A 17,036-nucleotide genomic window follows, 5' to 3' on the forward strand; every position below is an offset into this window, starting at 1 on the left:
GGAGTTTTTTTTTGCTCTCGAGATGATTACCATTATCCCAGCCACAAAAGACCATATCGAACAGGTCGCCCCCCTTTTCGATCGCTACAGGATATTCTATGGGCAAGATTCTAATCTTTCGGCCGCTACTCGTTTTTTGGAGCAACGAATGTCTAGAAACGAATCGGTGATTTTCCTTGCCCTCGATGAGCAAGAGGCCGTCGGTTTCACACAGCTCTATACTACTTTCTCATCCGTATCCATGGAGCGTGTTTTTATTCTTAATGATCTTTTTGTCTTGAATTCACATCGAAAAAAAGGAATCGGGGAAGCCCTTCTCAACAGGGCAAAGACCCATTGCAAAGAGAGAGGCTATAAGGGGTTGGCCCTGGAGACGGCCACGAATAATCCGGCACAACAGTTATACGAGCGGTTAGGATGGAAAAAAGATGCGCACTGTTTTCACTATTTTTGGACCGCCTAAATACCAGGAAAATACATCTCTAATGCGAATAGACATCATCACTGTTTTGCCCGAACTCCTACGAAGCCCATTCGAGGCTTCCATTCTTAAAAGAGCAATAGAAAAGGGCCTAGTGGAAGTTCACCTGCACAATCTACGGGATTATACCGATAAAAGCTATAAGCAGGTCGACGACTATCAATTTGGAGGGGGAGCCGGTATGGTCCTCATGATAGAACCCATTGACAAATGCATTACCGAGCTCAAATCAGAGCGGCAGTATGATGAGGTTATATATATGACTCCCGATGGGCAGACCTTGAACCAGCAAATGGCCAATAGCCTGTCGCTTTGTGGAAATATTATCATCCTATGTGGGCACTACAAAGGTGTGGATCAGCGGGTGAGGGACACTTTTATAACCAAGGAGATTTCCTTGGGTGATTATGTACTGTCCGGTGGGGAACTCGGGGCAGCGGTTCTTTGCGATACGATTATTCGACTAATTCCAGGAGTGCTGAACGATGAGACCTCGGCTCTTACGGATAGTTTTCAAGATGGACTTTTAGCTCCACCTGTGTATACCCGGCCTGCCGACTATAAAGGAATGAAGGTTCCAGAAGTATTATTGAGCGGAAACTTTCCTAAAATCGAGGAATGGCGGGAACAACAAGCCTTGAAGCGAACCGAACGGCTTCGTCCTGATCTATTGAAATAGCCTTCTATCATAGAGCCTACGGCAAAAAATTGAACAAAAACACTTGTCGGTTATCAATTATAGCGTATTTTTGCATCCGGTAAAATCAACCGCTGACGAAAATCGTGAATGTTGCTCTTTACATAACAGTAAATTTGAATCATGGAATCATTAATCAATTTTGTGGAAAACGAATTTGTAGCCAAAAAGGAATTCCCAAATTTCTCTGCCGGTGATACAATTACGGTTTATTACGAAATTAAGGAGGGTGAAAAAACACGTACCCAGTTCTTTAAGGGAGTGGTCATCCAAAGAAGGGGTAGCGGCGCAACAGAGACTTTTACCATTCGTAAGATGTCGGGAACTGTTGGGGTAGAGCGTATATTCCCTATCAACATGCCAGCACTGCAAAAAATCGAAGTGAACAAAAAAGGGAAAGTACGTAGGGCACGTATCTTCTACTTTAGAGGACTTACTGGTAAGAAAGCGCGCATCAAAGAAGTTCGCTCTTAGTTCGCCTCAGAAACAACTTGAATGCGCCCTAAAGAATCAGGGCGCATTTTTTATGAACAATTGTTAATATCCTACGTTCATATATTGTTGATTTTAAATCTGTTAAATATTTTGGCGCTCTCGTGTTTTAAAGTACATTTACCCTGTAATCAAAAGAAAGCCGTCAAAAGCGAAGTAAGTTGATTATTATAAAGTTCACGTAATTTATACTGTTGATTTAGTTTTTTCAGGATTCGGTGGAAACACAGAGAATAGAAAAAACGAGCAAAAAGGTAAAGACATCGGTTTTTACGTTACTTTTTGTGAATGACACTGTATCTTTTTTGAAACTTCGGTTTCAGGTTGGATAAAAAGACATGAAGTCAATGGGAATAGATATCGATTACGACTTGGTTGAAAAATTAAGTGTAAAGATATCTTAAACGTGGAGATAGTGAAGTGGATGCAATCAATGGTTGCAGTTTTGCCTTAGGGCGGAACAAAAAGTTCACTAGCTATTTCAAAAAAGCCATGTCAGTGTACTTGTACCATGACATGGCTTTTATTTTTACTGCCCTCGGCTGATGTTCAAAGCCACCGCTTTTTAGCTCGTATACCCTTTTAAGTTGGGTTTTCTGCCATTTTTTTAGCCCATTAAATGTATATTTGCTGCGCTTTAAATAAAAACCGCAGAACTCAATGCCTAAGATTTTATATACCCGTACCGATGAAGCACCAGCTTTGGCGACACAGTCCTTTTTGCCAATCGTAAAAGCATACACCAAAACTGCCGGAATCGCTGTTGAAACCAAGGATATTTCCTTAGCCGCGAGAATCATATCGGCCTTCCCGGATTTTCTCGAAAAAGACCAACAGCTGCCCGATGACCTTGCCATACTCGGGGAGATGGCCAAAAATCCCGATGCGAATATCATCAAACTACCCAATATCAGTGCTTCCGTTCCCCAACTAAAGGAAGCGATCTCAGAGCTGCAATCCAAAGGGTACGCCCTGCCCGACTACCCATCAAAGGCAACCGATGAAAAATCCGAAGACATCAAATCCCGATATGACAAAATTAAAGGGAGCGCCGTGAACCCGGTCTTAAGGGAAGGGAATTCCGACCGTCGCGCGCCAAGGGCGGTTAAAAACTACGCAAAGCAAAATCCACATTCAATGGGAGCATGGAGTTCCAACTCCAAGACCCATGTGGCTACTATGGGCGACGGTGATTTCAAATCGAACGAAAAGTCGATGACGCTAAGCACCCCTACCTCGGTACGGATTATCCTGGAACGGAACGATGGTTCTACTGAAATCTTGAAAGAGAAAATCGATTTGTTACAGGGCGAGATTATCGATGCCACGGTCATGCGAAAACAAGCACTGGTCGCCTTTTTGAAAGAGCAGGTAGCTGATGCAAAGGCAAAGGGAGTACTTTTTTCCCTACACATGAAGGCAACCATGATGAAGGTTTCCGATCCCATCATTTTTGGCCATGCACTACGCGTATTTTTCTCAAAAGTATTCGAAAAACATGGGAATACTTTTAAGTCTCTCGGCATCAACGCCAATGAGGGGCTTGAGGTTCTTTTGAACAAATTGGGGCAATTGGATTCGGATAAGCGGGCTGAAATTGAAAACGATATTCGGAAAGCCATTGCGGAAGGGCCGGATTTGGCTATGGTAAACTCGGACAAGGGTATTACCAACCTGCATGTCCCCAGTGACGTAATCATCGATGCCTCGATGCCCGCCATGATTCGAAACTCCGGACAAATGTGGAACGCGGATGGAAAATCCCAGGATACCAAAGCCGTAATACCCGATAGTAGCTATGCCGGGGTGTATACGGCCACTATCGAGTTTTGTAAGCAACACGGTGCGTTCGACCCAACTACTATGGGTACAGTTCCGAATGTAGGGCTTATGGCCCAAAAAGCAGAGGAATACGGCTCACACGACAAAACCTTTGAGATAAAGAAGGAAGGAATCGTTAAAGTAGTGGATGTACCCTCGGGGACCACCCTTTTAGAGCATGCGGTGGACGAAGGGGATATTTGGAGAATGTGCCAAGTAAAGGACGCTCCTGTGCAGGACTGGGTAAAACTGGCTGTATCCCGTGCCAGAGCCACTAAAGTGCCAGCTATTTTCTGGCTCGATGAAAATCGCGCCCATGATCGGGAACTGATTAAGAAAGTGAACCGATACCTACCAGATCACGATACATCAGGATTGGATATCCGCATCTTATCCCCTGTTGAAGCAACCAAATTTACACTAAAAAGAATCAAAGACGGAAAAGACACCATTTCGGTATCGGGTAATGTATTACGTGATTACCTGACAGATCTTTTTCCGATTTTGGAGGTCGGCACCAGTGCCAAAATGTTGTCTATCGTTCCCCTAATGAACGGTGGTGGACTCTTCGAGACAGGAGCCGGGGGATCGGCTCCAAAACATGTTGAGCAGTTTTTGGAAGAAGGTCATTTGCGATGGGATTCCCTGGGTGAATTTTTGGCTTTGGGGGTATCCTTGGAGTTTTATGGGGAAAAGTACAACAACAACAAAGCAAAGATCATGGGAGATGCGCTTGACAGCGCAACCGAAAAGTTCTTGGTCAATGATCGATCTCCCTCGAGGAAGGTCAAGGAACTGGATACCCGGGGCAGCCATTTTTATCTGGCACTCTACTGGGCAGAGGCATTGGCATCGCAGGAGAAGGATGCCGATTTAAAGACGGTATTTGCCAAGGTGGCAAGCCAATTGAAAGAAAATGAGGTTTCAATTATATCGGAACTGAACGATGCACAAGGTGATAAGCAGGATATCGGAGGATACTACAAACCCGATTATTCCATGATTTCAAACGTTATGAGGCCCAGTGAAACCTTTAATCGAATCCTCGGTTCTATTTAAAAATTAATCACCGTTATTCTGGTCGGCCCCTTCCCTGATGTAGGGGCCTTGTCTTTCCTAAATTAATGTTAAGCCTTGCTTTCTACTCCTACTCATACCTATTTTTATAAAAAATAGAACCGAATGACTGCACCGACCAAGTTCCTCTTTTTTTTATTCCTAAATTTCACGCTTCTTTCCTTTTCCCAACAAAAATTTACGCTTAGCGGTACCGTATCGGAAGCCTCGAGTAACGAAACCCTGATCGGGGTAACGGTGGCCGTTCCGGAATTAAGAACGGGTGTTACCACCAATGAATATGGATTTTATTCCATTACCCTGCCGGAGGGAACATACAAAGTATTGGTGAGTTATTTAGGATTTAAGGATATCGTTCGGGAAATCGCCCTTACCCAAAATCTAAAAATCAATTTCCAGATGATCGAGGAAGCAGAACAACTGGAAGAAGTGGTGGTCACCGAAGATGTGGAAAAGATGGACATTCGCACCCCACAAATGAGTGTGAACACACTATCAGTGGAAACCATTAAAAGTATTCCGGTTATACTGGGTGAGGCAGACGTAGTGAAATCCATCCTTCTCCTTCCGGGCGTGACCAACGCGGGTGAAGGCGCCTCTGGTTTTAATGTTCGTGGAGGGGCCGTGGATCAAAATCTTATTTTATTGGACGAGGCGATTATTTTCAATTCTTCCCACCTATTCGGTTTTTTTTCGGTTTTTAATCCAGATGCCATCAAGGACATTAAACTGTACAAGGGAGGAATTCCGGCGCGATATGGTGGGCGTTTATCCTCGGTACTGGATATTTTTCAAAAGGAGGGTAACAGTAAGGAATTACACGCAAATGGCGGTATCGGGGCGGTTGCGAGCCGTTTGCTCATCGAGGGGCCCTTAAAAAAAGACAAAGCGGCATTTTTAGTGGGTGGCAGAGGGTCCTATGCCCACTTGTTCCTTCCGCTGTTTGATCAAGACAACACCGCTTACTTTTTTGATTTGAACACCAAGCTCAACTACAATATCAACGAACGTAATAGTATCTACTTATCCGGCTATTTTGGAAGGGATGTATTCGGTATAAGTGAAAGCTTTGTCAATACGTACGGCAATGCCGTGGGGAACTTTCGATGGAACCATCTTTTTTCGGATAAGCTGTTTTCGAATCTTTCCTTGATATATTCGGACTATTATTACGGTTTAAAGCTCGATTTTATAGGTTTCGACTGGAATTCCGGTATCCGGAACTTTAACATAAAATACGATTTAAAACACTATCTAAGCAATAAGCTGCAGATCAATTATGGCCTAAACAATATTTATTATTCCTTCAATCCCGGAAAGATCGAACCCAGCAGCCCCGAATCCGGAATCATCGAGGAACAGCTGACCCAAAAATATGCGAATGAATCGGCAGCGTACATCGACATTGAGCACGACATTACCGACAACTTTAGCGTACAGTACGGTTTACGGTTCAGCCATTTTATCCGATTCGGGCAAGATGAACTTTTTACGTACGCCAACGACAACCCCGTCGAATTCGACCCTTTGGCGCTCGTTTACCGAGAAGCCGAACCAACGGGGGTACTCAGTTCGAGCAGATCGGAAACCTTGGCCTCTTTTTCCAATTTTGAGCCACGCCTGTCGTTATCATATACCTTCGGTCCCAGTAGCTCGGTAAAAGCCAGTTATACGCGGTTGGCCCAGTATCTACATTTATTATCGAACACCAGTTCCCCTACGCCATTGGATGTATGGACCCCTAGCGGGCCCTTTGTTGAGCCCCAATTACTTGACCAATATGCAATCGGATATTTTCAAAATATTAAGAAAGGCGAATATAGCCTGGAAACGGAAGCTTTCTATAAGGATATTCAAAATCGCATCGATTACATTGACGGGGCAAACCTAATCGCGAACGATGCAATCGAACAAGTAATTCTGAACGGGGAGGCACGTGCCTACGGCCTTGAACTTCTACTGCGTAAAAACGAAGGGCGTTTTCAAGGGTGGTTGGCATATACGCTCTCCCGTTCTGAACAACGTACTCCGGGTAGAACCCCCACTGTTGATAACGGCCGGTCGAATTTGGAAACAGGAATCAATTTTGGCAATTGGTACAATACCCCTTTTGATAAAACCCATGATATTTCATTTTATGGCAATTATGATTTGAACAAAAAGTGGAACTTCAACACCAATTTCGTCTATCAAACAGGACAACCTACCAATTACCCAATCGGACAATTTGAATTTCAGGGACTTACGGTACCATATTTCGGATTACGAAATAAAGAACGTCTTCCCGATTATCACAGAATCGATGTAGCTGCCACCCTAACACCAAAGAAAAACGAAGGGAGAAAATGGAAGACGGAATGGGTATTCAGCATTTATAACGTATACAATAGAAGAAATGCCGCCTCTATTAATTTTAGGCGCAATCAAGATACGGGTGTCAATGAAGCAATTCGAACTTCTATTTTTGGAATCGTCCCTGCTGTAACCTATAATTTTAAATTTTAAACTACATGAAACTGTTCTCCGTACTTTTGGGTTTGTTGTTGGTAATCACATCCTGTGAAGACGTTATAGAAGTCGATACCCCAAGTGAACCGCCCAGATTGGCGATAGATGGTCTTATAAGAATCTCGGACACAACGGCCACAGCCCAGACCGTTCGCATAAAAGCGGAACTCACGAGTTCCTTTTTCGGGGAAGTATCCCCCGCCAATTTGGAATCCATTTCTATCACGAATCTCGATTATGTACCCAGCGGCCCTCTTGATTCCAATGTTAGGCAACTGACTGAGGTCGTGCCAGGTGTTTACGAAAGTAACATCAACACACGTTTTCTTGTTGAGGGGGAATTAAATCTAAGTATCACCCACGAGGGTCAACGGTATCTGGCCATAACCGAATTTGCCCCTTCCTCGCCCATTGATGAAGTAAGTCAAGGCGACGGTACCCTTTTTGGTGGCGAGGAGACAGAGGTCATTATCTCCTTTACCGACGATGCGGAACGAAATGACTATTACCTTTTTGACTTTGATTTTGATGAGTACTTGGTAACCGAGGACGAATTTTATAATGGGCAGACTTTTGAATTTTCGTATTTCTACGATGACGATGTTATACCGGGGATGGAGGTGGAAATCAGTATCCTTGGAATCGATGAATCATTTTACAACTATATGAACCAATTGATCGTGCAGGCCGATAGCGGTTCCCAAGGGCCGTTCCAAACCCCTTCCGCTACCGTAAGAGGTAATATCATTAACGTTACGAACATCGACAACATCGATACATTCGACAATGTGGAAGACAGTAATAATTTTGCCCTAGGCTATTTTGCCGTGAGCCAGACCTTTAGCCAAAGCCTAACGATAGAATAAGCTTTATGGTACAAAATTTGATTGTTGGATATCATGAGGTATTTTATACTTATACTGTGTCTATTATTTTGTTTCTATGGTTGTGAAGACGTCATAGAGCCTGAGCTTTCAGAAACCTTAAGAAACATTGTAATAGACGGTCAAATCCATACATTTTATGGAGATGAATCGGGAATAACTAGAGTTTTTGTTCAAATTCAATATTCCAATCCTTATTTTGTAGAGAACATTGATTATGTTAATGATGCCGATATAATACTTGTCAACCTTAATACAAATGATACATTATTATTCGATTCAAAAAATGTTTCCAACGGTTTGTACCGATTAAAGCAACCGCTGGCAGATTTCGATAAAATGGCGTCCTACGAACTTACAGTTCTTCATAAAAACCAAATATTCAGGGCTACTAATCACTGGCAACGAACGGTATCTATTGATACAATCGTGAACTTGGGACCAATAGCACTGGACGAATTTGATAGGGCCGAACTAAAGGTTTATTTTACGGATTTATCCGACAGGAAAGACTATTATTTGGCAACTGTGACGTCCTACGAAGAACCTTTACTTTTCGATGATCGTTTCTTTAATGGAAATCAGTTCAGTTTTTCAATCTATCCTGTAAGGAAGAACTCTTCAAAAGATACGCTTAGCGGTGCTGTTATTCTCCAAGGAGTAGACCCCTCCTACTTTACCTACTGGGACATATTACTGGAACTAGGCAATCCTGCAATATCCGGACCTTTTGCCACCCCTCGCCCGAATAGTTATGGTAATTTTATAAATGTTTCAGATAAGACGAATCCCCCTTTTGGATATTTTGCTATTTCAGAAATAGACCGGTATACCTTTAACTTTCAATAGTATTTCTACTTTTCATTTCATCAACTTGTATGCACCTATGAAGTACTATGCCTTATCATTGTGTATTCTGAAACATCACGATCACGGTTTAGCATTTTTCAATCCCATGTTTAAAATTCGACCTAAAAGTTGAATCCAAACTCTTGATGATATTAAGGGCATTCGCTACTTTTGAAAAATTTCTGAGGAACTTTATGAAGACCAACAGGGAACTGCTTTTAAAAGGAATTAAATTTTTAGGCTATACCGTAGCCTTGATGTTTACTGCCCCTTTCACTATTTACCAAGCCTTCAAAAATGACGGACATCCGCTTTATTTGCCAGTACTGATCTTGGGTTTTATCCTTGCCGTCGGAGCCATATTTATGGGATTCCGAAGCATAAAAACGATTATGGACGCGTTTTTTGGCAAAAAATAAGAACTACAGTAACAGGGCATCGGCCCTATACGAATGCCATCTTTCCTTTTTCTTTACTTATCGGTATTTTTTTTGACTTTGGTACCCCATTTGTCCGTAAGGGTGGCGTAATCATAATCCAAGACCGACTCCTGTCGTTGGAGGCGATTGGCTGCGAAAGCGCGTTGCAGGATGTCTTCGATGAGATAGTCTTCCTGTACCTGGTCTGGATGAAATTCTTCCTTGATGCTGATGCTGAACATTTTGGCGGTCGTATTGTACCAAAACGCCCTCCATCCACTTCTGAGCTCCTTTACCAAATCAAAGGCCGTACTCCCGGTCTGGCGGTGAATGAGTTTCACTAGAATCTGTCCCTCGGTCCTAGTCAGTTTTTTCAATTCCGCGGAAAACTCCTCTTCGATGTATTTTTGGACTTTTTTAGTATATCTTTTTCGATGGCGTCTCTTTTTGATCTTATCGATACTATCATTCAATTCTACCAACCGCTCCGCGGCCATTTTTGCATACGGATACACCTTGATCGTTTTTCGACGAAGAATGTAATACCGAAGTTTGGACTGGTAATCATCGAATTTAAGTTTTCCGAAAACATATACTTCCGGCAAATCAATGGCGCTTCTTAGGATAGAGTCACCTTCAATGATTATCATTTTTTCGGCTATCGAATCGATCGGTTCTTCCTTCACTTGGGACCAACCCATTAGGCCGAACAATACGAATACTATAAATATCGGTTGTTTTGTCATCTTATCGCTGAAAGCAAAAGCCTTGCCAAAATTAACGATTAATAACAAGGCTTATTATTAAAGATTAGTGAATATTGCTAAGTTTGTAGCTAAAATTTGAATAAATGGCCGACAAGAAGATTCTTACCAAAAAATCACTTGATTTCTTTGAAAAATATTTGAACAACGCCTCCCCGACCGGATATGAGTGGGAAGGGCAGAAACTGTGGATGAACTACCTCAAGCCCTACGTGGATACCTTTATCACGGACACCTATGGTACAGCGGTAGGGGTCATTAATCCAGACGCGGCATACAAGGTGGTCATAGAAGGGCATTCGGATGAAATTTCATGGTATGTGAACTATATCACCGATAACGGACTGCTTTATGTCATTCGAAACGGTGGAAGCGATCATCAAATCGCACCTTCAAAGTGGGTGAATATCCATACCAAAAAGGGATTGGTAAAAGGAGTGTTCGGCTGGCCGGCGATACATACCCGAAAAAATGATAAAGAGGAGCCGCCGAAACTAAATAATATCTTTATCGATATAGGGGCCAAGGACAAAGAAGAGGTAGAAAAAATGGGGGTGCATGTCGGTTGTGTAATTACCTACCCGGATGAATTTCAGATCCTAAACGAAGACAAGTTTGTATGCCGTGCCATCGACAATCGCGCTGGGGGTTTCATGGTCGCTCAAGTAGCCAGATTGCTGCATGAGAACAAAAAGAAACTTCCTTTCGGATTGTACGTCACCAACTCCGTCCAGGAAGAAATCGGACTCCGGGGCGCCGAAATGATCACCCAGACTATCAAACCTAACGTAGCCATAATCACCGATGTGTGCCATGACACCACCACCCCGATGATAGAGAAAAAAGTGCAAGGGCACACCGAAATTGGTGCCGGTCCCGTAATTTCCTATGCGCCTGCGGTGCAGAACAAACTTCGCGAACGCATTTTGGAGACCGCCGAGACAAAGAAAATCCCGTTTCAACGCATGGCAGCCTCCAGGTCCACAGGTACGGATACGGATGCATTTGCATACAGCAACGGTGGGGTAGCATCGGCCCTGATTTCTCTGCCATTGCGGTATATGCATACCACGGTAGAAATAGTTCATAGGGATGACGTGGAGAACGTGATCCGATTGATTTATGAGACCTTGCTGACCATACAATCCGGGGAGACGTTCAGCTATTTCGACTAAAGTCGATTCAGGGCCCTCCCCAAACAGGATGGTTTTTCTTTTTAAGCTATGGATGAGCTGATTGATATTTTGGATTCCGAAGGCAACCCAACCGGGGAAACCACTATGAAGTCCGTCGCACACCGAGAGGGACTTTACCACCCTACCGTGCATGTATGGTTCTATACTAAAAATGGAAAAGTGCTGCTGCAACAACGGGGGAAAAACAAGGAAACCCATCCACTGCTTTGGGATGTTTCGGTAGCGGGGCATGTTGGGGCGGGAGAGGAAATCGAAGAATCCGCGATACGTGAAGTCGCCGAAGAAATTGGGCTTTCCATACACAGGAACGATCTAGAAAAAATAGGGGTTTTCAAATCGGTTCACCGACATAGTGAACAAATGATCGACCGTGAATTTCATCACACCTTTTTATGCGAACTCAGCGTACCCTTGTCCACCTTAAAAAAGCAAGACAGTGAGGTGGAAACTTTGGAGCTGTTTTCCTTGTTACAATTCTCGGAGGAAACCTGGGGCTTGGCCAATGTACAACGCTATGTTCCACACGGAAAGCCCTATTACAGTACGGTAATACAAGAAATCAAGAAACGCTTATGATTTAATTGACAAATTGCCCACCTCTTTTTGCGGTTTGATTTCCTGTTGCCCCGTTCGCATGTCTTTGAGGACAAAAGTACCCTCTTCCATTTCTTTCTCCCCGAGCAAAATTACATAGGGTACCTGTCGTTTATCCGCATATTTCAATTGCTTTTGGATTTTCGCAGCTTCAGGATATACTTCGCACAACACACCTGATTTCCGAAGTTTGGTAGCCATTTTGAATGCTGTCAATGCTTCTTTCTCACCAAAATTTAAGAAAAGAAGCTCTAGTGAGCGGTCTATCCCGGAAGGAAACAGCCCCAGTTCTTCCATCACCAAATAAATACGATCTAATCCAAAAGAGATGCCAACCCCACTGACATTCTGAAGCCCAAAGATTCCGGTAAGGTCGTCATAACGGCCACCACCGCCGATAGAACCCATTTGTACGTGTTCCGGGGCCGCTACCTCGAAGATGGCTCCAGTGTAATAATCGAGTCCGCGGGCCAGTGTTACATCGATGGCCAACTGGGCCGATTGTAAACCGATTTCTTCAAGTGTATTTAAAATGAACCCCAATTCATCCACTCCTTTACTGCCCGCTTCCGTAACCGAAAGCATATTTCGCAAAACTTCCAGTTGTTCCGAGTTACTCCCCGAAAGCGAAAATAACGGATTGGCCTTTTCGATCGCTGCTTCGGGAATACCCTTTGACAACATTTCGTTTTTAACGCCTCCCTCCCCTATTTTATCCAGCTTATCCAAGGCTACCGTAAAGGGCACCAAGTGATTCCCCGCTCCGATAACCTCGGCGATGCCGGCCAGTATCTTTCGGTTGTTAAGTTTTATCGTTATTCCGTGCAAACCCAAACTTGTAAATACGGCATCGTACAACTGTACCAATTCGACTTCCTGTAACAAGGAATTGGAGCCCACCACATCGGCATCACATTGGTAAAACTCCCTGAAACGCCCTCTTTGAGGGCGGTCTGCACGCCATACCGGTTGAATCTGATACCGTTTAAAAGGGAAATCAATCTCATTCTGGTGCATGACCACGTATCGGGCAAAGGGTACGGTCAAGTCGTAACGGAGTGCCTTCTCCGAAATTTTAGGGGCTATCGACGCGGAATTCTTGGAGCTATAGGTAACATCATCAACTTTGTCAATAAAATCCCCCGAGTTCAATATTCTAAAAATCAAACGATCTCCTTCGTCCCCATATTTGCCCAACAGCGTTTCCGAGTTTTCGAAAGCCGGCGTTTCGATAGGTTGAAAACCAAACGTTCGAAAGTGCTTCCTTACGATATCGAAAATATAGTTTCGCTTGCTGACTTCGGAAGGGGAAAAATCCCTGGTGCCTTTGGGAATACTCGGTTTTCGTGCCATTATTGGTTTACTTCTGATGAACGTCCCTATAAATTCCTTCAGGTTGAAATTTAGGGGTTGTTTTAAGCTTTAGGTAGTGTTGCCTGCAAATATCGACTTATCCGATCACTTTTTCAAACCACTGGTATAAATCACCCTTGGTGATGACCGCTCCCTGTTGTATAAGCCCGAATTTATCGAGGTTTTTATCTTCGGAGTAGGCTTTGGAGGCAACAAGGTATTCCACAAAATCGGATTGCCAGTTTTTTTAAACCAGCCAAAACCTGTTTTGGTGGTCAGATCGATATCGGGGTTCATGACCTTTACCGAAATGAGCTTCATTTCCTTTTCGGCACAGTCAAAGAGGTGCATGTGCCGGGCCGAAATATTTTCCAAATAGATAACCTTTGAAAGTACCCCTTCCCAAATCAGGTCGCTAAATACATCCAGTTCCTGTTCGGCGACTTCGGGCTTTGTCTCCTTAATTTCCCGCCATTCGCTGGCGGTAATCGATTGTGTTGCCAAAAAGTTGATGAACTCCGGGTGCAGTTCCTCCAACTGTTGTTTGGTAAGCCTTGAGTATTTCATTTTGCAAAAATAAAAAGGCCGTGCGACATGCACGGCCTTAAAAATGTTTTAAACCATGAATTTCTAGTTAAAAATGTAACGCACCCCTATCTGGGCCCTCCATCTGGAAAGTGCACCAGTGTTAAAGGCGAACGTTTCCCTTCGGTTCGGGTCGAACGAATAGGTGGGTATGTTGTTCTCATCGACGGTGACTCCCAGCACTTGATCGAAGGCCGGTTCTTGTACCAAGCCCCATTTGGAAGTGATCAGGTTGCCTGCATTCAAAATGTCCAAGCTTAATTGAAACTTGTTTTTATCGTTGATCTTTATGTCCTGAAGGATTTTTACGTCCCATCTTCCACGCCATGGTGCCAATGCACCGTAGCGCTCCGCATACTCTCCCCTTCGATCATTTAGGTAATCGTCTTGCTGTATAAAGGCCTCAAAAGCCTCTGCCTGTCCGGGACCTTCAAAATTCATTTGCGATACCTCGCTTTGGGTCGGTATGTATAACAAATCATTAATGCTAGAACCATCGTTGTTGATGTCACCACCATAAATGTAGTTATATCGTCCACTCTTGGCATATTCAAAGAAAGTAGAGATGGTAGTACCAGTTTTCTTGAATTCCTTGGAAAGCACCCCGATAAATCGATGTGTATCCCCATATCTGGAGAAAGAAAGCACGTCTGTGTTCGCATTGCCAACTATGGCGTTTCCCGCAAAGGCATCCCCAGTGATCTCAGCATCTACAGAGTTCACTTCCTTGGCGTTGAGGAAACTATAGGCCAGTTGCGCATAAAGACCATTTTCCCAAGTTTTTTGTGCTTTCAGGGAAGCGTTGATAATTCGACCTTGATCCGAATTCGTGAAAACGTAGGCATTGGTGGGACCCCCAAAGATCTGTGCCTTATCCTCATTGGTATATACCGCCCTATTGTCGACTCCGTTCAATGTGGCAGACGGATTGTTCAAACCCCAGTTTTGTACGTGGGCTGCGTTGATATCCTTGGTATATGCTACATCTGCCGTGAGGATAACTCCGTTATCGAACCGTTTGTCCAAGCCCAGGTTGGTGCGCCATACCTGTGGCCATTGAAAATCGGGATCGACCAATTGGTAAAAGAAGAAATCGACACCTTGTACCTGATTGCCCAACCATACAAAAGGAAAGCGTCCCGTAAAAAGTCCGGATCCACCTCTTATCTGGAGGGTCTTGTCTCCATTCATATCCCAATTGAAACCAACCCTCGGGGAAATCAACCAGTCGGTACTCGGTAATTGCTCTGAATCTAAAAAGATGCCTTCACCGGTATCCGGGTCAAAATACTCAATGGAAGGAATATACGTTCCGTTCGCCCCTCCCTTACGTTCAATATTCTCCCTGATTTTCTCAGCGGTATCGAAATATAGGGGACGATCAAAGCGCACTCCATACGTTAGCTTAAAGTTCTCCGTGGCGTCCCACTGATCTTGTAGGTAAAACGACAATTGCCCTACATTGGTTTCCGCCAAGGCCCATCCTCCTGGGTTTCCGGTTCCGTTCGCCTCAAAGGAACGATTGGCCGCAATCGCCGTATCAAAGGCCTCCTGTAACTGACCCGAAGCGGCGAATTCCGGAAAATCGGTAATCGTCGTAGTCGGGAAGAAAACACCTTGGGCGCCGTAGGCCCCTAGATTAAAAGAGTTGTCGAATTGAAATTTCTCGAATGAGAACCCTATCGTGTAGGTATGGTTCCCTTTGAAAATATTAAAATTGTCGGTAATCTGAAATACCTTTTGGTCCAAGCGGTTGTTGATCGAAAACGGTTCGTGTCCTGCAATGATGTAGCTCGACGAACCCGTAGCATCAAGGATTTGGATACTGGGGGCAGGGGTCGAGAAAGGATTTCTGAAATCGTCGAAATGGGTATAGCCCACTTGCAGTTTGTTGGTCGCTTCGTCAGAAACCGTTGAGTTCAATTCCACTTGAACAGATTGGATATTGTTATTGATTTCATATCCAGCGTTTTCAAACTGTAAAGTCTGCGTATTCGGACCCCGGAAGGCGATTGCATTTCGATTGGCCGGCTTTCCCTTAGAAGCGTTCAAGAAGTTATAGATCAATGCCAAACGGTTTTTATCATTGATATTCCAATCGAGCTTGATAATTCCCTTGGTCGATTCTTGATCAAAATTAAAACCCTCAAATCTTCCCGGATTGTAGAAAATGTCGTTTCCTTGCGCATTTTGACCGATAACTACCTGACGAAGCAGATTGTCTACCAATTCAAAGTCGGAGGCCAAAACCCGTGATTCATTAATGGCTCCGGTACCACGATTGGGTACAAACCCATCGGTACCCAGTTCGGTGAGCTCGTCCCTTTCAAAGTTCATGAAGAAAAAGAGCTTGTTCTTAACGATAGGGCCGCCGACACTAAACCCGTACTGTTTTTGTTCCAAACCGGTTTTAAAAACGTCGTCGCCATCGATTTTTCCGCCCGTAAGATCATCGTTTCTAAAAAACCCGTAGACGGTTCCATAGAATTCATTGGTACCGCTCTTGGTGACAGCATTGACCGAAGCACCCGTAAAACCGGCTTGGGTCACATCATAAGGAGCCGTGGTCACTTGAATCTGGTCGATAGCGTCGAGCGATATAGGCTGCGCGTTGGTCTGTCCCCCGGGTGTCGCGGCATCCAAGCCGAAAGGATTATTGAAAATAGCACCATCCAAGGAGAAATTGTTGTACTGATCGTTTCGGCCTCCAAAAGAAAGGCCCGACGCTCCCGAAGATGCGGAGGGATCTAATCGGATAAAGTCGCTCGCCGAACGTGATATGGTAGGTAAACGGGTAAGTTCCCTTCTTCCGACACTGGTCTCGGCTCCGGTGCGGTCGCTCCCAAAAGTACCCCCTTGGTCGGAAACCACCACTACTTCGTCCAACACCTGACTTTCAGATACCAATTGCACATCTACATTAAACGTCTTTCCCAGTGTCAGGAAAACATCGTCCCGTGTTTGATTCCTGAAACCGACATAGGAAATAGTAATTTCGTAGGGACCGCCCACCCGAAGGTTCAATAAATTAAATCGGCCATCTTCGTTGGATATGGCTCCATATTTGGTTCCAGTCGGTGTATGCACAGCAACAATATTGGCACCGAACAGCGGTTCTCCCTGGTCATCGGAGACAGTTCCTTTAACATTAGCGGTAGTAGTCTGCGCATAGGATGCCAGACACATAAATGAGAAGACAATGAGGGGTAGAATTTTTTTCATATGTTTCTTTTTGATCAGATGAATAACTAAGTGCAATGTAGCCATAAAAAAAGAGCTATGCGCGCATAGCTCTTAACAATTTATTCACAATCGT

At 44.1% G+C, this 17,036-nt stretch carries 13 protein-coding genes and 1 pseudogene; 10 read left to right on the forward strand and 4 right to left on the reverse strand.

From position 1 onward, the window contains the following. Positions 1-22 precede the first annotated feature (22 nt). The 8 genes from FK220_RS08275 to FK220_RS08310 all read left to right on the forward strand — a co-directional run bounded on the left by FK220_RS08275 (position 23) and on the right by FK220_RS08310 (position 9,228). Positions 23-463, forward strand: coding sequence for a GNAT family N-acetyltransferase (locus FK220_RS08275; protein WP_152573846.1), 441 nt, complete (start codon positions 23-25; stop codon positions 461-463). A 22-nt stretch (positions 464-485) separates the two neighbouring features. After that, positions 486-1,160: a tRNA (guanosine(37)-N1)-methyltransferase TrmD gene (gene trmD, locus FK220_RS08280; RefSeq protein ID WP_152573847.1), complete on the forward strand. Its 675-nt coding sequence runs from the start codon at positions 486-488 to the stop codon at positions 1,158-1,160. Positions 1,161-1,301: 141 nt separating this feature from the next. Further along, positions 1,302-1,652: a 50S ribosomal protein L19 gene (rplS, locus tag FK220_RS08285; RefSeq protein ID WP_152573848.1), complete on the forward strand. Its 351-nt coding sequence runs from the start codon at positions 1,302-1,304 to the stop codon at positions 1,650-1,652. Positions 1,653-2,330: 678 nt separating this feature from the next. Then, positions 2,331-4,550 (forward strand): NADP-dependent isocitrate dehydrogenase, encoded by a 2,220-nt coding sequence (locus FK220_RS08290; RefSeq protein WP_152573849.1) that lies wholly within the window; start codon positions 2,331-2,333, stop codon positions 4,548-4,550. Positions 4,551-4,673: 123 nt separating this feature from the next. Further along, entirely contained in the window at positions 4,674-7,073 is a 2,400-nt protein-coding gene (locus tag FK220_RS08295; RefSeq protein WP_152573850.1) for a TonB-dependent receptor, read from the forward strand. 5 nt (positions 7,074-7,078) lie between these two features. Continuing rightward, positions 7,079-7,942 carry a DUF4249 family protein gene (locus FK220_RS08300; protein ID WP_152573851.1) on the forward strand — a complete coding sequence of 288 codons (864 nt, stop codon included), beginning with the start codon at positions 7,079-7,081 and terminating at the stop codon, positions 7,940-7,942. 33 nt (positions 7,943-7,975) lie between these two features. Then, on the forward strand, positions 7,976-8,809 hold the full coding sequence (locus tag FK220_RS08305) for a DUF4249 family protein (RefSeq protein WP_152573852.1): 834 nt from the start codon (positions 7,976-7,978) through the stop codon (positions 8,807-8,809). A gap of 194 nt (positions 8,810-9,003) precedes the next feature. Further along, entirely contained in the window at positions 9,004-9,228 is a 225-nt protein-coding gene (locus FK220_RS08310) for a DUF6095 family protein (protein WP_152573853.1), read from the forward strand. 53 nt (positions 9,229-9,281) lie between these two features. Here FK220_RS08310 and FK220_RS08315 read toward each other — a convergent pair whose 3' ends face one another. Beyond that, on the reverse strand, positions 9,282-9,974 hold the full coding sequence (locus FK220_RS08315; RefSeq protein ID WP_152574291.1) for a DUF4294 domain-containing protein: 693 nt from the start codon (positions 9,972-9,974) through the stop codon (positions 9,282-9,284). Between the two features lie 104 nt (positions 9,975-10,078). Between FK220_RS08315 and FK220_RS08320 the strand changes: the two genes are divergently transcribed. Continuing rightward, positions 10,079-11,167, forward strand: a complete 1,089-nt coding sequence (locus FK220_RS08320) for a M42 family metallopeptidase (RefSeq protein WP_152573854.1) — start codon at positions 10,079-10,081, stop codon at positions 11,165-11,167. Positions 11,168-11,215: 48 nt separating this feature from the next. Further along, entirely contained in the window at positions 11,216-11,764 is a 549-nt protein-coding gene (locus FK220_RS08325) for an NUDIX hydrolase (RefSeq protein ID WP_152573855.1), read from the forward strand. Here FK220_RS08325 and hisS read toward each other — a convergent pair. The 3 genes and pseudogenes from hisS to FK220_RS08340 form a co-directional block, all read right to left on the reverse strand. Next, positions 11,759-13,135: a histidine--tRNA ligase gene (gene hisS, locus FK220_RS08330; protein WP_152573856.1), complete on the reverse strand. Its 1,377-nt coding sequence runs from the start codon at positions 13,133-13,135 to the stop codon at positions 11,759-11,761. The two genes, FK220_RS08325 and hisS, sit on opposite strands and share 6 nt — an antisense overlap. 97 nt (positions 13,136-13,232) lie before the next feature. After that, positions 13,233-13,702 (reverse strand): annotated as a pseudogene (locus FK220_RS08335) (DUF6495 family protein). Positions 13,703-13,765: 63 nt separating this feature from the next. Continuing rightward, entirely contained in the window at positions 13,766-16,942 is a 3,177-nt protein-coding gene (locus tag FK220_RS08340; RefSeq protein WP_152573857.1) for a TonB-dependent receptor, read from the reverse strand. Positions 16,943-17,036: the final 94 nt, after the last annotated feature.

Origin of the sequence: Pelagihabitans pacificus, assembly GCF_009371985.2 — a bacterium.
Lineage (GTDB): Bacteria > Bacteroidota > Bacteroidia > Flavobacteriales > Flavobacteriaceae > Pelagihabitans > Pelagihabitans pacificus.